This is a genomic window from Bacillus sp. MT(2024), from assembly GCF_036362845.1.
Lineage (GTDB): Bacteria > Bacillota > Bacilli > Bacillales > Bacillaceae > Bacillus > Bacillus velezensis.
In genome coordinates, this window is record NZ_CP143632.1 from 578,048 (window position 1) to 598,335 (window position 20,288).

General features: G+C 46.9%; 17 protein-coding genes, 2 tRNA genes and 2 rRNA genes. 16 read left to right on the top strand and 5 right to left on the bottom strand.

The window, feature by feature from the left end; genetic code table 11:
* Positions 1-130: 130 nt before the first annotated feature.
* The 9 genes from VP472_RS03045 to tsaD all read left to right on the top strand — a co-directional run bounded on the left by VP472_RS03045 (position 131) and on the right by tsaD (position 7,223).
* A 23S ribosomal RNA gene (locus VP472_RS03045) occupies positions 131-3,053 on the top strand.
* A 50-nt stretch (positions 3,054-3,103) separates the two neighbouring features.
* A 5S ribosomal RNA gene (gene rrf / locus VP472_RS03050) occupies positions 3,104-3,219 on the top strand.
* A 19-nt stretch (positions 3,220-3,238) separates the two neighbouring features.
* Positions 3,239-3,315, top strand: a tRNA-Met gene (locus tag VP472_RS03055).
* A 10-nt stretch (positions 3,316-3,325) separates the two neighbouring features.
* Positions 3,326-3,402, top strand: a tRNA-Asp gene (locus VP472_RS03060).
* 182 nt (positions 3,403-3,584) lie between these two features.
* On the top strand, positions 3,585-4,562 hold the full coding sequence (thiL, locus tag VP472_RS03065) for a thiamine-phosphate kinase (protein ID WP_110085613.1): 978 nt from the start codon (positions 3,585-3,587) through the stop codon (positions 4,560-4,562).
* Positions 4,563-4,577: 15 nt separating this feature from the next.
* Entirely contained in the window at positions 4,578-5,054 is a 477-nt protein-coding gene (gene tsaE / locus VP472_RS03070) for a tRNA (adenosine(37)-N6)-threonylcarbamoyltransferase complex ATPase subunit type 1 TsaE (RefSeq protein WP_146276231.1), read from the top strand.
* Positions 5,035-5,724, top strand: a complete 690-nt coding sequence (tsaB, locus tag VP472_RS03075) for a tRNA (adenosine(37)-N6)-threonylcarbamoyltransferase complex dimerization subunit type 1 TsaB (protein WP_070081451.1) — start codon at positions 5,035-5,037, stop codon at positions 5,722-5,724. The genes tsaE and tsaB overlap by 20 nt, the downstream gene beginning before the upstream one ends.
* Before the next feature lie 10 nt (positions 5,725-5,734).
* Positions 5,735-6,190 (top strand): ribosomal protein S18-alanine N-acetyltransferase, encoded by a 456-nt coding sequence (gene rimI, locus VP472_RS03080; RefSeq protein WP_003155993.1) that lies wholly within the window; start codon positions 5,735-5,737, stop codon positions 6,188-6,190.
* On the top strand, positions 6,183-7,223 hold the full coding sequence (gene tsaD / locus VP472_RS03085; RefSeq protein WP_128575078.1) for a tRNA (adenosine(37)-N6)-threonylcarbamoyltransferase complex transferase subunit TsaD: 1,041 nt from the start codon (positions 6,183-6,185) through the stop codon (positions 7,221-7,223). Before rimI ends, tsaD begins: the two co-directional genes overlap by 8 nt.
* A 222-nt stretch (positions 7,224-7,445) precedes the next feature.
* Here tsaD and VP472_RS03090 read toward each other — a convergent pair whose 3' ends face one another.
* On the bottom strand, positions 7,446-9,374 hold the full coding sequence (locus VP472_RS03090) for an ABC-F family ATP-binding cassette domain-containing protein (RefSeq protein ID WP_020953910.1): 1,929 nt from the start codon (positions 9,372-9,374) through the stop codon (positions 7,446-7,448).
* 139 nt (positions 9,375-9,513) lie between these two features.
* On the opposite strand from VP472_RS03090, the gene moaC reads away from it, so the two are divergent.
* Genes moaC through tatC form a run of 4 tightly spaced genes read left to right on the top strand, consistent with a single transcriptional unit; the run spans position 9,514 to position 11,624 of the window.
* Positions 9,514-10,026: a cyclic pyranopterin monophosphate synthase MoaC gene (moaC, locus tag VP472_RS03095; RefSeq protein WP_003155986.1), complete on the top strand. Its 513-nt coding sequence runs from the start codon at positions 9,514-9,516 to the stop codon at positions 10,024-10,026.
* Positions 10,023-10,670, top strand: a complete 648-nt coding sequence (locus VP472_RS03100; protein WP_146276233.1) for a redox-sensing transcriptional repressor Rex — start codon at positions 10,023-10,025, stop codon at positions 10,668-10,670. Before moaC ends, VP472_RS03100 begins: the two co-directional genes overlap by 4 nt.
* Before the next feature lie 18 nt (positions 10,671-10,688).
* Positions 10,689-10,859 carry a twin-arginine translocase TatA/TatE family subunit gene (locus tag VP472_RS03105; protein WP_003155981.1) on the top strand — a complete coding sequence of 57 codons (171 nt, stop codon included), beginning with the start codon at positions 10,689-10,691 and terminating at the stop codon, positions 10,857-10,859.
* Positions 10,860-10,865: 6 nt separating this feature from the next.
* Positions 10,866-11,624 (top strand): twin-arginine translocase subunit TatC, encoded by a 759-nt coding sequence (tatC, locus tag VP472_RS03110; protein WP_088005343.1) that lies wholly within the window; start codon positions 10,866-10,868, stop codon positions 11,622-11,624.
* Between the two features lie 41 nt (positions 11,625-11,665).
* Here the strand turns inward: tatC and VP472_RS03115 are convergent, their stop codons facing one another.
* Positions 11,666-11,857, bottom strand: coding sequence for a YdiK family protein (locus VP472_RS03115; protein WP_003155975.1), 192 nt, complete (start codon positions 11,855-11,857; stop codon positions 11,666-11,668).
* Positions 11,854-12,588: a CPBP family intramembrane glutamic endopeptidase gene (locus VP472_RS03120; protein WP_003155972.1), complete on the bottom strand. Its 735-nt coding sequence runs from the start codon at positions 12,586-12,588 to the stop codon at positions 11,854-11,856. Before VP472_RS03120 ends, VP472_RS03115 begins: the two co-directional genes overlap by 4 nt.
* Positions 12,589-12,824: 236 nt before the next feature.
* Here VP472_RS03120 and groES point away from each other — a divergent pair, with 236 nt between their 5' ends.
* Positions 12,825-13,109, top strand: a complete 285-nt coding sequence (gene groES, locus VP472_RS03125) for a co-chaperone GroES (protein WP_003155970.1) — start codon at positions 12,825-12,827, stop codon at positions 13,107-13,109.
* Positions 13,110-13,150: 41 nt separating this feature from the next.
* The gene (gene groL / locus VP472_RS03130; RefSeq protein WP_003155941.1) at positions 13,151-14,785 is read left to right on the top strand and encodes a chaperonin GroEL; all 1,635 of its coding nucleotides are present in this window, start codon (positions 13,151-13,153) and stop codon (positions 14,783-14,785) included.
* Positions 14,786-15,117: 332 nt separating this feature from the next.
* On the opposite strand, the gene VP472_RS03135 is transcribed toward groL, so the two are convergent.
* Together VP472_RS03135 and VP472_RS03140 are read right to left on the bottom strand one after the other, a co-directional pair.
* Positions 15,118-15,465 (bottom strand): DUF4064 domain-containing protein, encoded by a 348-nt coding sequence (locus VP472_RS03135; RefSeq protein WP_146276235.1) that lies wholly within the window; start codon positions 15,463-15,465, stop codon positions 15,118-15,120.
* Between the two features lie 993 nt (positions 15,466-16,458).
* The gene (locus tag VP472_RS03140; protein WP_146276237.1) at positions 16,459-18,960 is read right to left on the bottom strand and encodes a tetratricopeptide repeat protein; all 2,502 of its coding nucleotides are present in this window, start codon (positions 18,958-18,960) and stop codon (positions 16,459-16,461) included.
* A 200-nt stretch (positions 18,961-19,160) separates the two neighbouring features.
* Between VP472_RS03140 and gutB the strand changes: the two genes are divergently transcribed.
* The gene (gutB, locus tag VP472_RS03145; RefSeq protein ID WP_146276239.1) at positions 19,161-20,222 is read left to right on the top strand and encodes a sorbitol dehydrogenase; all 1,062 of its coding nucleotides are present in this window, start codon (positions 19,161-19,163) and stop codon (positions 20,220-20,222) included.
* Positions 20,223-20,288: the final 66 nt, after the last annotated feature.

The window sequence follows — 20,288 nt, forward strand, 5'->3', positions numbered from 1 at the left end:
ACGTTCCCTGTCTTGTTTAGTTTTGAAGGATCATTCGATTCTTCGAGATGTTGTTCTTTGAAAACTAGATAACAGAAGTAATTCACATTCAATTAGTAATGCAAGATATCACGTAGTGATTCTTTTTAACGGTTAAGTTAGAAAGGGCGCACGGTGGATGCCTTGGCACTAGGAGCCGATGAAGGACGGGACGAACACCGATATGCTTCGGGGAGCTGTAAGCAAGCTTTGATCCGGAGATTTCCGAATGGGGAAACCCACCACTCGTAATGGAGTGGTATCCATATCTGAATACATAGGATATGAGAAGGCAGACCCGGGGAACTGAAACATCTAAGTACCCGGAGGAAGAGAAAGCAAATGCGATTCCCTGAGTAGCGGCGAGCGAAACGGGACCAGCCCAAACCAAGAGGCTTGCCTCTTGGGGTTGTAGGACACTCTGTACGGAGTTACAAAGGAACGAGGTAGATGAAGAGGTCTGGAAAGGCCCGCCATAGGAGGTAACAGCCCTGTAGTCAAAACTTCGTTCTCTCCTGAGTGGATCCTGAGTACGGCGGAACACGTGAAATTCCGTCGGAATCCGGGAGGACCATCTCCCAAGGCTAAATACTCCCTAGTGACCGATAGTGAACCAGTACCGTGAGGGAAGGTGAAAAGCACCCCGGAAGGGAGTGAAAGAGATCCTGAAACCGTGTGCCTACAAGTAGTCAGAGCCCGTTAACGGGTGATGGCGTGCCTTTTGTAGAATGAACCGGCGAGTTACGATCCCGTGCAAGGTTAAGCAGAAGATGCGGAGCCGCAGCGAAAGCGAGTCTGAATAGGGCGAATTGAGTACGTGGTCGTAGACCCGAAACCAGGTGATCTACCCATGTCCAGGGTGAAGTTCAGGTAACACTGAATGGAGGCCCGAACCCACGCACGTTGAAAAGTGCGGGGATGAGGTGTGGGTAGGGGTGAAATGCCAATCGAACCTGGAGATAGCTGGTTCTCTCCGAAATAGCTTTAGGGCTAGCCTCAAGGTAAGAGTCTCGGAGGTAGAGCACTGATTGGACTAGGGGCCCCTACCGGGTTACCGAATTCAGTCAAACTCCGAATGCCGATGACTTATCCTTGGGAGTCAGACTGCGAGTGATAAGATCCGTAGTCGAAAGGGAAACAGCCCAGACCGCCAGCTAAGGTCCCAAAGTATACGTTAAGTGGAAAAGGATGTGGAGTTGCTTAGACAACCAGGATGTTGGCTTAGAAGCAGCCACCATTTAAAGAGTGCGTAATAGCTCACTGGTCGAGTGACTCTGCGCCGAAAATGTACCGGGGCTAAACGTATCACCGAAGCTGCGGACTGTTCTTCGAACAGTGGTAGGAGAGCGTTCTAAGGGCTGTGAAGCAAGACCGGAAGGACTTGTGGAGCGCTTAGAAGTGAGAATGCCGGTATGAGTAGCGAAAGAGGGTGAGAATCCTCCACCGAATGCCTAAGGTTTCCTGAGGAAGGCTCGTCCGCTCAGGGTTAGTCGGGACCTAAGCCGAGGCCGAAAGGCGTAGGCGATGGATAACAGGTTGATATTCCTGTACCACCTCCTCACCATTTGAGCAATGGGGGGACGCAGGAGGATAGGGTAAGCGCGGTATTGGATATCCGCGTCCAAGCAGTTAGGCTGGGAAATAGGCAAATCCGTTTCCCGTGAAGGCTGAGCTGTGATGGCGAGCGAATTATAGTAGCGAAGTTCCTGATTCCACACTGCCAAGAAAAGCCTCTAGCGAGGTGAGAGGTGCCCGTACCGCAAACCGACACAGGTAGGCGAGGAGAGAATCCTAAGGTGATCGAGAGAACTCTCGTTAAGGAACTCGGCAAAATGACCCCGTAACTTCGGGAGAAGGGGCTCTGTTAGGGTGCAAGCCCGAGAGAGCCGCAGTGAATAGGCCCAGGCGACTGTTTAGCAAAAACACAGGTCTCTGCGAAGCCGTAAGGCGAAGTATAGGGGCTGACGCCTGCCCGGTGCTGGAAGGTTAAGAGGAGCGCTTAGCGTAAGCGAAGGTGCGAATTGAAGCCCCAGTAAACGGCGGCCGTAACTATAACGGTCCTAAGGTAGCGAAATTCCTTGTCGGGTAAGTTCCGACCCGCACGAAAGGCGCAACGATCTGGGCACTGTCTCAACGAGAGACTCGGTGAAATTATAGTACCTGTGAAGATGCAGGTTACCCGCGACAGGACGGAAAGACCCCGTGGAGCTTTACTGCAGCCTGATATTGAATGTTGGTACAGCTTGTACAGGATAGGTAGGAGCCTTGGAAACCGGAGCGCCAGCTTCGGTGGAGGCATCGGTGGGATACTACCCTGGCTGTATTGACCTTCTAACCCGCCGCCCTTATCGGGCGGGGAGACAGTGTCAGGTGGGCAGTTTGACTGGGGCGGTCGCCTCCTAAAAGGTAACGGAGGCGCCCAAAGGTTCCCTCAGAATGGTTGGAAATCATTCGCAGAGTGTAAAGGCACAAGGGAGCTTGACTGCGAGACCTACAAGTCGAGCAGGGACGAAAGTCGGGCTTAGTGATCCGGTGGTTCCGCATGGAAGGGCCATCGCTCAACGGATAAAAGCTACCCCGGGGATAACAGGCTTATCTCCCCCAAGAGTCCACATCGACGGGGAGGTTTGGCACCTCGATGTCGGCTCATCGCATCCTGGGGCTGTAGTCGGTCCCAAGGGTTGGGCTGTTCGCCCATTAAAGCGGTACGCGAGCTGGGTTCAGAACGTCGTGAGACAGTTCGGTCCCTATCCGTCGCGGGCGCAGGAAATTTGAGAGGAGCTGTCCTTAGTACGAGAGGACCGGGATGGACGCACCGCTGGTGTACCAGTTGTTCTGCCAAGGGCATCGCTGGGTAGCTATGTGCGGACGGGATAAGTGCTGAAAGCATCTAAGCATGAAGCCCCCCTCAAGATGAGATTTCCCATTCCGCAAGGAAGTAAGATCCCTGAAAGATGATCAGGTTGATAGGTCTGAGGTGGAAGTGTGGCGACACATGGAGCTGACAGATACTAATCGATCGAGGACTTAACCAATTTGAATGTATGCTTACTGTTATCTAGTTTTGAGAGAACACTCTCAATGGTTTGGTGGCGATAGCGAAGAGGTCACACCCGTTCCCATGCCGAACACGGAAGTTAAGCTCTTCAGCGCCGATGGTAGTCGGGGGTTTCCCCCTGTGAGAGTAGGACGCCGCCAAGCTTTTCTAAAATTTTATCATCGCGGGGTGGAGCAGTTCGGTAGCTCGTCGGGCTCATAACCCGAAGGTCGCAGGTTCAAATCCTGCCCCCGCAACCAAAAATTAAATGGTCCGGTAGTTCAGTTGGTTAGAATGCCTGCCTGTCACGCAGGAGGTCGCGGGTTCGAGTCCCGTCCGGACCGCCATTTTTATTGTAAACGAAACGATCATGTTTTCGTTTTTTTTGTGTTTTCTTTTAAATGCTGGCAGCTTGGTATCTAACCAAGCTTTCTTTTATATCGTTAAAGTCTTGGATATTGAAACATAATCCGATACACTAGAAAGAGCTGTATTTCACAAGAGCGTCAGAAAGGGAGACGGGAGATATATGGATGAGTTTGAGTTGATTCACAGTATTACTCCGCATTCGCATTATCATCCTTCCGTCGATGTAGGGATCGGTGATGATGGTGCGGTTTATACAGCGTCACCCCATATGCAGCAAATTGTCTGCCTTGATACAATGGTGGAGAATGTCCATTTTAAATTAGAGTATTCCTCTCCTCATGATATCGGTTATAAAGCGCTTGCTGTTAACATTAGTGACGTGGCGGCGATGGGAGGCATTCCGAAGTTTTATTTGGTGTCTCTAGCGGTTCCTTCTTGCTGGCAGAAAGCTGACGTCCAGGCAATGTATGAAGGGATGGCGGAACTGGCGAAACTATATCAAATGGATTTGATCGGGGGAGATACCGTCTCCGCTTCCGGTCAAGCCGTAATTACCGTTACTGTCATCGGAGAAGTTGAGAAGGATTGCGCTTGTCTGCGAAGCTCGGCAAGACCCGGAGATGTTGTGTTTGTTACGGGGGATATCGGCTCGTCCGCAGCAGGACTGTCTCTTTTGTTGGGAGAAACACTTCCTTCTGCTTTTCACACGAGTGATTATTTTATCCGAAAACATAAACGGCCCGTTCCGAGAGTTCAAGTCGGCCGCTTCTGCTCTCAGCTTCAGCGCGCGGCTCTGAATGATATCAGTGACGGATTGGCCAGTGAGCTGCATGAAATAGCTGCGGCAAGTTCAGTTACGATAGAAATTGAAGAACAACTTCTGCCGGTGCATCCGGATTTGCCTGAGGCAAATTCTGAGTGGAAGAAATGGGTGTTATTCGGCGGTGAAGATTTTGAATTGGTTGGAACGGTTTCTCAGCAAGAGTGGACCTCTCTGCTTGATTACTGCTCTCAGTCAGGCATTCCGATAGCGAAGATAGGGGCGGTGTCTGAACGGAAGGAAGCATGTGTTCTTTTGACAGCCAATGATCAGAGACAAATCGTCCTTGAGAAAAAAGGATACAATCATTTTAAATAAGACGGGTGACTCACTTTGAAGACATTACAATGGAGAACGAAAAACCCCGAAGAAACGAAAGCCGTAGCCAAGCTTGCCGCTTCTTTGGCAAAGCCGGGAGACATTTTGACACTGGAAGGCGACTTAGGCGCGGGAAAAACGACTTTTACAAAGGGTTTTGCCGAAGGACTGGGAATCACGAGAGTGGTAAACAGTCCGACTTTTACAATTATAAAAGAATACCATGACGGTTCGATTCCTCTATATCATATGGATGTGTATCGTATGGAGGATGAAAGCGAAGACTTAGGGTTTGAAGAATATTTTGAGGGACAAGGCGTCTGTTTAATTGAATGGGCTCATTTAATTCAGGATCAGCTGCCTGCTGAACGGCTGCAGATCGTCATCAAGAGAGCCGGTGATGAGGCAAGGGACATTACCTTTACGGCTTTCGGAACACGGTATGAAACGCTTTGTGAGGAGATAAATAAACATGACAATACTGGCAATTGATACGTCAAATTACACGCTGGGTGCCGCGCTCGTTCGAGAGAAAACGGTGATGGCGGAGTATATTACATATTTAAAAAAGAATCATTCCGTGCGGGCGATGCCTGCTGTCAATTCATTGCTGAAGGATTGCGGCCTGACACCGCAGGACCTTACGAAAATAGCGGTGGCGAAAGGACCGGGATCGTACACAGGTGTCAGAATCGGTGTGACGCTGGCAAAAACATTGGCATGGTCGCTGAAGCTTCCGGTTTCCGCTGTCTCGAGCCTGGAGGTGCTGGCGGCTAACGGACGGCACTTTCAAGGACTGATCTGCCCGTTATTTGATGCCCGGCGCGGACAGGTATATACGGGACTTTATGAATATCAGGACGGCCGATTACAATCCGTTCTTCCTGATCAGAATGTCCTTTTGACTGATTGGCTCGGCATGCTGAAAGAAAAAGCGTCTCCGGTTTTATTTTTAGGGCACGATACAGCCATTCATGAAGAAACCATTCTGCATGAAATGACATCTCAAGCAGTGATAGGAACGGCTGCACAGCATAATCCGCGGCCGTCAGAGCTGGCGTTTTTAGGCTTGGAAAAAGAAGAAACGGATGTCCACAGCCTTGTTCCGGATTATTTGCGTCTGGCAGAGGCTGAAGCGAAATGGATGGAATCTCAAAAATAGGGTGATAGGGATGAAAACGAAAACGGCGATTCGAAGCATGCGGCCGGAAGATATTGATCAAATTTATGAAATTGAAACAGCATCCTTTACTTCTCCATGGACGAAGGATTCATTTTATCATGAGCTTTTGGAAAATCCGTATGCCCACTACCTTGTCATTGAAAAGGACGGCTGTCTGGCGGGGTATTGCGGAATCTGGATTATTATAGATGACGCGCAGATTACGAACATAGCCATTAAGCCGGAATATCGGGGCCAATCGTTGGGAGAAGCGCTGTTTCGCTCTGCGATAGAATTGTGCAGAGAAAAAAAGGCAAGAAGGCTCTCTCTCGAAGTCAGGGTCTCAAATCATCCCGCCCAATCCTTATATAAGAAATTCGGTCTTCAGGCCGGAGGAATCAGAAAACAATACTATACAGATAACGGGGAAGACGCGTTATTAATGTGGGTGACATTACATGAGTGAAAAACAAGATATTTATGTATTAGGAATCGAAACAAGCTGTGATGAAACTGCGGCCTCAGTCGTGAAAAACGGAAAAGACATCATTTCAAACGTTGTCGCTTCTCAAATTGAAAGCCATAAACGTTTCGGCGGAGTCGTGCCTGAAATAGCGTCCAGACATCATGTGGAGCAGATTACCCTTGTGATTGAGGAAGCTCTTTCAAAAGCGGAGATGGGCTTTGATGATCTTGATGCGATTGCTGTAACGGAAGGACCCGGACTTGTCGGAGCCCTGTTAATCGGAGTCAATGCGGCAAAGGCGTTAAGTTTTGCCCATCAAATACCGTTAGTCGGCGTCCATCACATTGCGGGTCATATTTATGCAAACAGGCTGATAGGAGAGCTTCAGTTCCCGGCGATTGCTTTGGTTGTGTCAGGCGGACATACGGAATTGGTTTATATGAAAGAGCACGGTTCATTCGAGGTTATCGGTGAAACGCTGGATGATGCCGCAGGCGAAGCTTACGACAAAGTGGCAAGAACGATGGGGCTTCCTTATCCGGGAGGGCCGCAGATTGATAAGCTGGCTGCTGCGGGAACGGATTCCATTCCGCTTCCGCGTGCGTGGCTGGAAGAAGGGTCTTACAATTTCAGCTTCAGCGGCCTGAAATCAGCCGTGATTAACACGCTTCATAACGCCTCGCAAAAAAATGAGGTGATTCCTCCGGAGGATCTTGCCGCAAGCTTTCAGCAGAGTGTCATTGATGTACTGACGGCAAAAACCTCTAAGGCCGCGAAAGAATACGGGGTTAAACAAGTGCTGCTTGCAGGGGGCGTAGCCGCTAACAAAGGGCTGAGAGCCGCACTGCAGCAGGAATTCAGCCATTCGGGAGATCCCGAGCTTATCATCCCGCCGCTTTCTTTATGCACGGACAATGCAGCGATGATTGCGGCTGCCGGAACCGTTGCTTTTGAAAAGGGGATCCGGGGCTCATATGATATGAACGGACAGCCCGGTTTGGAATTAACATCCTTTGATCGTCTCACGTTGTAAAACGTGAGGCTTTTTTTACTTATTAACAGATAATTCTAACATATCCACAGGATTGTGAATATATTCAGAAATCCAGTCTGGATAAGGGACTGAAAGTTGTTAGTAAAGTGGATAAAGTCAGAAAATTTTGTGGATAGTGTGTATAAAACGCTTACTTAAATGGCTGACAAGGAGGATAGCTGTGGATAAAAAAGCACCCCTTAAAGAGGTGCTTGACTTTTTCTATTCTTCTGAGGAGAGTTCCTCCCATTCTGCTAATAAGTTTTCGAGCTCTTGATTCAGGGCTTCATTCTCCGCGTGAATGGTCTGTACCTTTTCATGATCCTGATACACGTCAGGATCGCACAGTAGCTCCTCATTGGCACTGATTTTCTCTTCGGCGGATGAGACGGCCGCTTCGATTTCCTCAATGCGTCTCAGGCGCTGCCGTTCTTTCTTCTTCCATTCTTTTTCTTCCTCGTAAGTTCTTTTCGTATCCTGTTTGACCTTGCCGGCAGGCTGAGCCTGCTCTTTTTCCTGCCGTTTCATTTCTTCCAGTTCCAGCTGCTGTGCTTTTTTCTCAGTGTAATAGTCATAGTCTCCTAAATATTCTTCTGCATGATCAGGTGACAGCTCCAGCACTCTTGTGGCGATCCTGTTAATAAAGTAGCGGTCATGCGATACAAATAACAGAGTGCCCGGGTAGTCGATCAGGGCGTTTTCCAGCACCTCTTTACTGTCCAGGTCAAGGTGGTTTGTCGGTTCATCAAGGATGAGAAAGTTTGCTTTTTGAAGCATCAGCTTGGCAAGCGCGACTCTTGCTTTCTCCCCGCCGCTTAACGAACGGACCGGTTTCAGGACATCGTCTCCGCTGAACAGAAAGTTGCCGAGGCATGTTCTGATCTCTTTTTCCGGCATGTCCGGATATTCATCCCACAGCTCGTCCAGCACGCGTTTGGACGATGTCAGTTCAGCCTGCTCCTGATCGTAATAGCCGATTGTGACGTTGGAACCGTACGTGATCGACCCGGATTCCGGACTGATTGTATTCATAATCGTTTTCAGCAAGGTTGATTTGCCGATTCCGTTCGGTCCGACGAGGGCGGCGCTTTCGCCTCTTGTAATGCCGAAGGTCAGGTTTTTCAAGAGCGGCGGCTGGCCGTCATAGCTGATGGAAACATCCTGTACGCGCAGGACGTCGTTTCCGCTCTGTTTTGTAATGTCAAAACGGAAGGCGGCTGATTTTTCATCCCCGAGCGGCTTTGCCATGACGTCCATCCGTTCAAGCTGTTTTCGTCTGCTTTGGGCTCTTTTCGTTGTAGAAGCTCTGGCCAGATTGCGGTCAACAAAATCTTGAAGCTTGGCGATTTCGTCCTGCTGTTTTTCATACAGCTTCAGGTCTTTCTCATACTGCTCGGCTTTTTGTTCTAAATAGGCGCTGTAGTTGCCGAGGTATTTTTTGCTTTCTGTCCGTGAGACCTCGTACACTTGGCTGACGACTTTATCAAGAAAGTATCTGTCGTGGGAAACGATCAGGATTGCGCCTGAATATCCCTGTAAATAATGCTCAAGCCATGTAAGCGTATCGATGTCGAGATGGTTCGTCGGTTCATCCAGAATAAGCAGATCAGGCTGGGTCAGCAGCAGTTTTCCGAGCGCAAGCCTTGTTTTCTGACCGCCGCTCAGGCTTTGCACTTTCACGGAATCGTCAAATTTTCCGAAGCCGAGTCCGTGAAGGATAGATCGGACGTCCGCTTCATATTGATAGCCGCCTTTATCCTTGAAATCCTGCTGAAGCCTGTCATAGGTTTTCATCAGCGTCTCAAGCTCCGCCGGGGCGGCCGTGGCCATCTTTTCTTCAATAGAGCGCATCTCTTTTTCCATTGCTTTCAGGAAATCAAAAACGCTCAGCAGTTCTTCTTTTATGGTAAGCTGGGATTCCAAGCCAGTGTGCTGGGCAAGATATCCCATCGTTAATTCTTTCGGTTTGATTAATTCACCCTTTTCATATGAAAGGTGACCTGCGATAATTTTAAGGAGAGTTGATTTGCCGGCTCCGTTTCTGCCTACTATGGCGATGCGATCCCGAGATCTGACTTCAAGCTTTATATTGTTTAAAATAGGATCAGCGCCAAAAGATTTGGATAGCTGATTAATTTGTAAGATCATCATATTATTTCACCTCTGTTATAATAAGTTAAGTGTAGCTTATCAACCTGCTGTCAGCAAACAATACATCAGAATTGGAACATTATAGGATAAGACATCAGGGAGAAAATAGTGTATGATCAGAAGTAAGGAGAGTTTAAATATGAATGGATTTTCTCATTTTAATGAAGAAGGCCGTGCCCGCATGGTGGATATAAGCGATAAATCTTCAACAGTCCGTACTGCCGCTGCGATATCCAGCGTACACATGAAGCATGACGTGTACAGCAGAATCAAAAACCGCGAGATCGGAAAAGGAGACGTGCTGGCTGTCGCACAGGTGGCAGGAATTATGGCCGCAAAGCAGACGTCAGCGATTATCCCGATGTGCCACCCGCTTTCTTTAAGCAGCGTCGACATTTCATTCGGCTGGGAGGAAAAGGATTCCGAAGCCGTTCTTCATATACAGGCAAGCGTAAAAACGAAAGGGAGTACAGGTGTGGAAATGGAAGCGCTAACTTCCGCTTCAGTCTGCGCTTTGACCGTGTATGACATGTGCAAGGCGCTGGATAAAGGAATGGTCATCGGCCCGACCTGCCTCATGGAAAAAACAGGAGGCAAAAACGGTGATTTTAAAAGAGATGCATCTGAGTATAAAGTGGAGGACCAATCATGAACAAGGATCAATCAAAAATTCCACAGGCGACGGCAAAACGGCTGCCGCTTTATTATCGCTTTTTAAAGAATTTACACGCGTCAGGAAAGCAGCGCGTTTCATCAGCTGAACTGAGCGACGCGGTAAAAGTCGATTCGGCCACGATCCGCCGGGATTTTTCCTATTTCGGGGCGCTCGGCAAAAAAGGATACGGCTATAATGTGGATTACCTGCTGTCATTTTTCAGAAAAACACTGGATCAGGATGAAACGACGAACGTCATTTTGATCGGTGTCGGGAATTTAGGGACGGCGTTTCTTCACTATAATTTCACAAAAAATAATAACACAAAAATATCTATGGCTTTTGATGTGAATCAGAGTAAAATAGGAACTGAGGTAGGCGGTGTGCCTGTCTTTGATCTTGATGATTTAGAGCTTCACATAAAGGATGAACCCGTGGCGATTCTTACCGTTCCGGCGGTTGCCGCCCAGTCAATCACCGACCGGCTCGTGTCGCTCGGAATCAAGGGAATCCTTAACTTTACGCCGGCCCGTTTGAATGTGCCGGATCACATTCGAATTCATCATATAGATTTAGCTGTAGAGCTTCAATCATTGGTTTATTTCTTGAAGCATTATTCTGTTTTGGAAGAAATTGAATAGCGAAAGGAGGAGCTGCACATGATCGGTCCTGGAAGCCTGGCGGTTATCGGTGTGGTGGCGGTGATTATTTTCGGTCCGAAGAAGCTTCCCGAATTAGGAAAAGCGGCGGGGGACACGCTTCGTGAATTTAAGAACGCTACTAAGGGATTAGCCGGTGAAGAAGAGGAAAAAAAGAAAGAAGAACAGTAAGATAGGATGACGCGTATGAGAGTGAATCAAATGACGCTTGTGGAGCATATTGCTGAACTTCGGAAACGATTGCTGATTGTGGCGTTATCCTTTACGGTTTTCTTTATTGCCGGCTTTTTTCTGGCAAAACCTATCATTGTGTATCTTCAAAAAGCCGATGAAGTAAAAGAGCTCACCCTTAATGCTTTTAACCTGACGGATCCGCTGTTTATCTTTTTGCAGTTCGCGTTTATCATCGGCATCATTTTGACTTCGCCGATTATTCTCTATCAGATTTGGGCGTTTGTCAGCCCGGGTCTGTATGAGAAGGAGCGCAAAGTAACACTCAGCTATATTCCGATTTCGATCGTGCTGTTTGTCGGCGGTGTGTCGTTTTCTTATTATATTTTATTTCCGCTGGTCGTTGATTTTATGAAGCGGGTCTCGAATGACCTGGATGTCAACCAGGTGATCGGGATCACCGAATACTTTCATTTTCTGCTGCAGCTGACGATTCCGTTCGGGCTGCTGTTTCAGATGCCGGTGCTGATCATGTTTTTAACGAGACTCGGTGTTATCACGCCGATGTTTTTATCGAAGATCAGGAAGTACGCATATTTTGTGCTGCTCGTGATCGCCGCGATGATTGCGCCGCCTGAGCTGCTGTCTCACTTGATGATTACCATTCCGCTTTGCATTTTATACGAGATCAGTATCCTGATTTCAAAAGCGGCGTATCGGAAAAGGCAGACCGGCAGTGAATCTGACCAGGACGTATCAGCATAAAAAAAGCCATTTCTCAATGATGAGAAATGGCTTTTCTTTTATTATTTTTGATTTTTCTTCACTTTAAATGAGAAGGCGAACATTTTAAACGAGATGCTGATATTATAAGCGGCGAAAACCATCAGCAGTATGGAATAAAAAGACCACATGCTTCCCGGAGAGCTTGCGGCCAAATACGTAAAGATACAGCCGACTGCGAAATAAATCAAGCCCCAAGTCATTGGGTTCCTCATACAAACAATCCTCCAATAATTAATTGCATTTGCTCACTATGCTGTTCAATATATTTTTGGGCGGGGCCGAGCTGCATGACCACGACAATGGTATTCATCATGACATGGGCGAATATCGGCACAATAATCCGTTTCGTCTGCACATACAAGAACGCAAAGGTAAAGCCCATGGCCGTATACAGCAGCAGGTGCGTGAGGTCTTGATGCACAATGCCGAAAATGACGGAACTGATCAGTCCGGCGATAAAGAAATTCGTTTTTTCATATAATACACCGAAGATGATCTTCCGGAAAATGATTTCTTCAAGAATCGGCCCGACGATAGAAGAAACGATAATCATGAGCGGCATGGCTTTAATAATGTTAAGAATGGCTTTCGTGTTTTCGGAACCGCTGCCCACATGAAAGACATACTGCTCAATCATCCCGGCGATTCCCTGAGAAAATAAAGCGAGCCATATTCCCGCGACCGCCCAGAGAACGGACATGCCGGCGGATGCTTTCTTCCCGTTTCTTAATGTCTGCTTCGGCGCGGTTCTCAATATCAAGAGAACGATAATCAGGCAGATAAAAAAGCTTACGACGGAATAAATCCCCTGAGCCATGGTGAGATTCGCATTCGTAGGGTGCCCGCCCGCATAGCCGAATTTGTACATTAAAGGAATGCCGATCAATGCGGAAAGCTGCATGATAACATATGTCAAAATGATATACCAATACTGTTTTCTCAAATGATATGTACTCCTTTATCCTATAAAATCAACTTATTTGTTCTTATTGTAACACAAGTGAACTTGCCGTGAAAAAAGGAGAAAATCAGTGTGAGAGAGAATCATGTAAGCGTGAAAATTTTTTATTCTTATGACTTGAAATTGGAAGTGAGATTCTTTATTATAATAACTGTGTTAGCACTCTTTAGAGCTGAGTGCTAAAATTACATATTCATACTATTGAGGAGGTTATTACATTGTTAAAGCCATTAGGTGATCGCGTTGTCATTGAACTCGTAGAATCTGAAGAAAAAACTGCCAGCGGAATCGTATTACCGGATTCTGCAAAAGAAAAGCCGCAAGAAGGCAAAATCGTGGCAGCCGGTTCAGGTCGCGTGTTGGAAAGCGGAGAGCGCGTTGCTTTAGAAGTAAAAGAGGGCGACCGCATTATCTTCTCAAAATACGCCGGTACTGAAGTGAAATACGAAGGTACTGAATACTTAATCTTACGTGAAAGCGACATTTTAGCTGTAATCGGCTAAGCAAATAAATATTTTTAAAAATTCGAGGAGGTTTCGTTAACATGGCAAAAGATATTAAGTTTAGTGAAGAAGCACGCCGCGCTATGCTTCGCGGTGTCGATGCGCTTGCTGACGCTGTAAAAGTAACTTTAGGGCCAAAAGGACGCAACGTGGTTCTGGAGAAAAAATTCGGTTCTCCGTTAATTACTAATGACGGTGTAACAATCGCAAAAGAAATTGAACTTGAAGACGCGTTTGAAAACATGGGTGCGAAGCTTGTAGCTGAAGTAGCCAGCAAAACAAACGACGTTGCCGGTGACGGTACGACGACTGCGACTGTACTTGCGCAGGCTATGATCCGCGAAGGCCTTAAAAACGTAACTGCGGGAGCTAATCCTGTCGGCGTGCGTAAAGGTATGGAACAAGCCGTAACCGTGGCAATCGAAAACTTAAAAGAAATTTCTAAGCCGATCGAAGGCAAAGAGTCTATCGCTCAGGTTGCTGCGATCTCTGCTGCTGATGAGGAAGTCGGAAGCCTTATCGCTGAAGCAATGGAGCGCGTAGGAAACGACGGCGTCATCACAATCGAAGAGTCTAAAGGCTTCACAACTGAGCTTGAAGTTGTGGAAGGTATGCAATTCGACCGCGGATATGCGTCTCCTTACATGGTAACTGACTCTGATAAGATGGAAGCGGTTCTTGACAATCCTTACATCTTAATCACAGACAAAAAAATCACAAACATTCAAGAAATCCTTCCTGTGCTTGAGCAAGTTGTACAGCAAGGCAAACCGTTGCTTCTGATCGCTGAAGATGTTGAAGGTGAAGCTCTTGCTACACTCGTTGTCAACAAACTTCGCGGCACATTCAACGCTGTTGCCGTTAAAGCTCCTGGCTTCGGTGACCGCCGTAAAGCAATGCTTGAAGACATCTCTGTTCTTACAGGCGGAGAAGTAATCACAGAAGACTTAGGCCTTGACCTGAAATCTACTGAAATCGGACAATTGGGACGCGCTTCTAAAGTTGTGGTAACGAAAGAAAACACAACAATCGTAGAAGGCGCCGGCGACACTGAAAAAATCGCTGCACGCGTCAACCAAATCCGCGCTCAAGTGGAAGAAACAACTTCTGAATTCGACAGAGAAAAATTACAAGAGCGTCTTGCGAAACTTGCCGGCGGCGTAGCTGTCATCAAAGTCGGCGCTGCGACTGAAACTGAGCTGAAAGAGCGTAAACTTCGCATCGAAGACGCCCTCAACTCAACTCGCGCAGCTGTTGAAGAAGGTATCGTATCCGGCGGTGGTACAGCGCTTGTCAACGTATACAACAAAGTCGCTGCAGTGGAAGCTGAAGGCGATGCGCAAACAGGTATCAACATCGTGCTTCGCGCGCTTGAAGAGCCGATCCGTCAAATCGCACACAATGCAGGTCTTGAAGGATCTGTCATCGTTGAGCGCCTGAAAAACGAAAAAATCGGCGTAGGCTTCAACGCTGCAACCGGCGAATGGGTAAACATGATCGAAAAAGGTATCGTTGACCCGACAAAAGTTACACGTTCAGCCCTGCAAAACGCAGCTTCTGTAGCAGCAATGCTCTTAACAACTGAAGCCGTTGTCGCTGACAAACCGGAAGAAAACGCCGGCGGCGCAGGAATGCCTGACATGGGCGGCATGGGCGGTATGGGCGGAATGATGTAATCAAACGGAGAAAACCCTTGATACACCAAGGGTTTGACCGTTTTTCATCACCCCAATCAGCTGAAAAAGTAACAAAAAAATAACATTTCTTTACGAAATCCAGAAATTGAGGATGTTTCCGAAAGTCTAATGGACTTTTGCGAAGCATCCTCTTTCATTTTGAAGGATAAACTTTTAGTATTGTTATGCTCTTACATTACGGCAAGTAAATCTGCAATTTGCTTATATAAACTTGACAATGGTGGAATTTTAAAAATATGTATAAAATTAATATATCGAGAACTTTTGTTTTTTATTAGCCAAAAAAGAAAGGCCCTGCTAAGGGCCTTTCTTTAAGCTGCTGTTGTTGTCGTTTTATCTTTTCTGACAAGTCCCATGATACCTGGAATAATAAGAAGAACAGCAGGCAGTAAATAGAACATTGATATACAAATTACTCCGCCAATTCCTGAGATAAGAAGCAATACTCCTCCGATTTTAGGTTTTTTCTTAACTACTACTGAAGCGACAATACCCAAAATTGATAGGACAACAGCTCCCCAGCCTAAACCAATGATTTCGCTTGTACCGCTTGAATTAAAAGAGGCATCAAGTCCACCAATAATCAATGCCATGATCGCCCCAATAAAACCAAAAATTCCACCCAATAATCCTAAAACAAATTCAGTTGTTCTTTTCATTGTTACACTCTCCCTTACTTAACTGGTACTGTAATTGATACAGCTTTATTTTTCATGAAGTCTATGTGACAACATTTCCAAGGTTCAATTTAATTTCTTTTGACTCTATCAACATCATTTTTTTCATCTGGAGCAGAGAATTCAAATACACCTTTTGTTTTATTCCGCCTTGGACTTCTCCATCAGTTAAGAACATGTTTGCAGCTAATTGCCAATAACGGCATTTCCTTGGTCAGGATAAAAGGTCAGGTTTTGTCAGTTGTATTTTTGATGTTTATTCCGACGTTTATCTTGTCTCTCATGATCTTTATATCGCCCAGATTAACTCATGCCCAGTGCTTCAGCATATTGTTTGCTGGCATCTACTTTTTTAGAACAGTCATCTTTAGTCTCTCAAGCTTTTTTATTTTTTGAATCACTATCCCTGTGAGACATCATTTGTCGAGTACTACAAGGCGCTAAAAACTAAGGATAGTACTAAAGGCATGAATAAAAAGATTCACTTCTTCACCTAAAACCCCCAGTTTATATAATACCTATATATAATCGGCTATAATCAATTAAATTTCAAGGGGATATTACCACTTTTTCTAAAAAATTCTTGGCGGAAGAGAATAAGCTATAAAATATCACTTGAAATATCAAAGTTGGAAATCATTCAACTTACTGCTAGCTTTAAACATTAAAGGGCACATACAGTTTGATATCCTTTAAGTTCTAGTGTAGCCCTAGTCTGGTTTTATCATTTTGACAGATTGTTAAACAGTGATTCAAATATTTATTAAAAACTAATTTTTTATGATGTTAGGAGGAATAATGCAAATAAACAGCAAAAACCTTTGTTATATCAAGGGTTGGATATTTGATTTTCATCTAAATTGCTCATGCATTCTAGCAAAAAATACCTTATCAGTTTACTCAACTGATAAGGCCTGATTTATTTATAAATAAGGTGTGAGGGGTTTATCTAAGATGGAACTCACACTTTCCTAACTACAATGTGATTTCCTCATTTCCTTCAAGCACCATTCTCAGCTGCTCCACCTCACCCCGAATCCCAATCCCAGGCTCCCACGAATCAATCAGACGAATCGCCTTCTGATTCGATTCCATCGCTTTCGTATTTTCTCCTTTACGATACAACAGCTGTGCCATTCCGTAATGATAGTAGATCAACTCAACTTGGTTGGCGTTGTGTTTGTCATAGAGCATTTGTTCAAAGGCTTTTTCAGCTTTTTCGAGTTGATCACACTTGACGTAAGCCATGCCCAGGTTGAAATAGGCTTCTATTGTTTTTTCGCCGCCGTATGCGGCGCTGGTTGTGTTTGCCGCTTCGTATAATGTGATGGCTTCTTCGTAGTGAGAGCGGGCGAAACTCAGGTCGCCGCGGACCAGAAGAACCCTGTGCCGGATAATGGGGGAGACGGGCTGATCTTTGATGCCGTCCAGCATTGCTGCCGCTTTGTCCGGTTCTCCGGTTTTTAACAGCAGCCTGGATTGCAGGGCGATTCCCCATACTTTCAAGTCGTCGTGATCCGGCGCGCCTGATTGTTCGAGTATCTTCAGGCCGGCTTCTATTTGCCTGAGGGCTTCGTCCGCATCATTAACTTCCATCAGCGCCCAGCCTGCCGTGTCGATCCGAAAGTAAGCTTCCCGCGTGTGTTCGCCTGATTGACGGGCGGCATCGGCGGCTTTTAATCCGTATTCGATTCGCAGGGGCAGGTTGATTCTGCTTAGAAAATGGCTGATGCGGATGATGAGTTTGATCAGGATGTCATGTTGTCCGGTTTCACTCGACCATTCGATGACCTTTAGGATGTTCGGCCATTCCTTTTTCATTTGCTCTAAATTCCGTCCCAGCAGATAGCTCCAATAGACAGAATTGGGCTGTTCCCGCTTTATATGGGTTTCCGCATAATCGATATAATAATGCGCCCAGCGGCTGCGGGCTCCTTTTTCAAATTCGTGATTTTCGGATAAGTGCTGTTCTCCGTAAGCGACAACGGTTTGATGGGCTGCGTATTGAATTCTTCCTTCGCTTCGTTCCGGCTGTATTAAAGCATATGACCTCATTTGCTCAATGGCGTAATGAAACCGCCGGACGTCTAATCCGGCCGCTTGAGCCAAGCTTTTTTCATCAGGGGGCTTAGCGAAAAAGCAAAGCGTCTGCCATAGTTTCCGTGTGTCTTCATGACATCTGTCCCATGTGCGGCCAAAGAGAACCTCAAACAATTCCAATAATGAGTAGCCCGCTTGTTTAAGTTCTTGAATGAGCTGGGGAGCGGGGATGTCGTCGTCTGACATGTATGCAATGCTCAGTGCCATGGCCTTCGGGTTGCCGGCGGCTGCCGAGATGAATTCATTCTTAAGGTCAGGCGATAGCCGCAGTAGCTGCTCCAGCTTTTCCCGTTTATGCGGGAGGTTGCATGTTTGCAGACAGCGGTGCACTTCTTGCTGAAAAAATTCAAGGGCATCCGTTTGTTCAAGGCCGCTCAGCTGGATGGCCGCCAGTTCCCCGAGGCCGTCCCGGTAAGTCTGTTTTACGTTTTCCCGTGCCGTAAGGAGGACTTTTACGCCTTGCGGAAGGCCGATGATAAATTCGTGAATGTCACGTTCCGCTGTATCAATGCTGTCAACGATCAGCAGCACGGGTTTTTCATTTGAATGAGCGGCTAATGCATTGCGGACGACGAAGCGTTTTTCGTTGATAGATTTGTCGATTTGTTCTGCGCGTCCAAGCTGATAGGCGATCGTGTTTAAAAAATCGCTGAAGCTCAATCCTTTCCAATCAGCGCTGATCCAGATGATGCTGTTGAATGCCGGCCAATCTGGTGAACCGCCGGCACAAAGGTAGGCTGCTTCAAGAGCGATCGTTGTTTTTCCCATGCCGGCCCAGCCAGTGATTAAACAGACCGGTGAGGGAGACAGCATCCATTGCCGGATCGCTTCCATATCAAAGCCGCGTCCGATAAAGTTCCCGGTCCGGCGTGACGGTAAGTTATGCGTGACGAGCTGTTCTGTAAGCGCATTCGTTTCATGGCCGGGTCTGTCATGAAACAGCCGCTTCACTGCTTTTTCAACATCTTCATCAGTCGGCGCTCCAAATGATCCGTCTTTGCGGCGTATTTTTGCTTTTTTTAGACAAGACGCCGTCCAAACGGGCAATGCGGGTGTGATGACGGGAATGGTGGTGGCTTCCAGAAGGCCGGTCAGCCATTCAGGATCCATGTCGGTCTTTTCGATAATGATCCAGATCATGCCGAACAGCTTTCCGTCGTCAATTCGTCCGGGAATGTAGTTTGCGCCCATCTGTCCGATCCAGCTTTTGATCGTGTTAGAGGAAACGCCTAATCGGAGTGCGATCTGATCTATATAAGACTGTCCGGCTTTTACGTTCTTTGTCCTTTTGATTTTGAAATCAGGATGATGTTTCAGCGATTTGACGGCAGGTGCCAGCAGTTCTGCAAATTGTGTCCGGTTTTCTAGTTCAGCCATTAGCCTGCACCTCCTATTAGTACTATTTTATCAATTCAGTGTTTTTTGTATATGAAAAAATAAAAAGTACAGTGCGGCTGTCCTTTTATACAGCAGGAAAGGCTGTTGAACGTATGGAAAAGCAGATAAAATAGGGGCAGTAATAGAGAAAACAAAAATGTATGCACTTACATTTCAAAGCAGAGAAAGGATTTTGCCAAATGACTCACACAGTGCCTCAAAACATGAAAGCGGCGGTTATGCACAACACGAGAGAAATCAAAATCGAAACATTGCCCGTGCCTGACATCAATCATGATGAAGTGTTGATTAAGGTGATGGCTGTCGGAATTTGCGGATCTGATCTGCATTACTATACAAATGGCAGAATAGGCAATTATGTAGTGGAAAAACCATTTATCCTCGGTCATGAATGCGCGGGAGAAATTGCCGCCGTCGGATCGGCTGTCGGTCAATTTAAAATAGGAGACCGTGTCGCCGTCGAACCCGGTGTCACATGCGGACGCTGTGAGGCGTGCAAAGAAGGGCGTTATAATCTTTGCCCGGATGTACAGTTTTTGGCGACACCGCCGGTTGACGGCGCGTTTGTCCAATATATCAAAATGCGCCAGGACTTTGTTTTTTCGATTCCGGATTCACTTTCCTATGAAGATGCGGCTTTGATCGAACCGTTTTCTGTCGGCATTCATGCGGCCGCGAGAACGAAGCTTCAGCCCGGTTCCACGGTTGCGATCATGGGCATGGGTCCTGTGGGGCTGATGGCCGTTGCGGCAGCGAAAGCATACGGGGCAGGCACAATCATTGTGACCGACTTGGAGCCGCTGCGGTTAGATGCCGCGAAAAAAATGGGCGCGACGCATGTCATCAATGTCCGGGAACAGGATGCCGGTGAAGAAATCAAAACGATCACGAATGGCAGAGGCGTTGATGCTGCCTGGGAAACAGCGGGGAATCCGGCGGCATTGCAAGCCGCACTGGCTTCCGTGCGCCGGGGCGGAAAACTGGCGATTGTCGGTTTGCCTTCTCAGAACGAGATTCCGCTCAATGTGCCGTTTATTGCAGATAACGAGATTGATATATACGGAATCTTTCGTTATGCGAATACGTATCCGAAGGGAATTGAATTTCTCGCTTCCGGCATAGTGGACACGAAGCATCTTGTAACGGACCAATATCCGCTGGAGAAGACGCAAGAGGCGATGGAACGCGCCTTTCAATACAAAAATGAATGCTTAAAAGTGATGGTGTATCCAAATCGCTGAGTGAACGGGGAGGATCTTTGCATTCTCCCTCTTGCTTATCAAAAATGAAAACGGATTCTTGGGGTG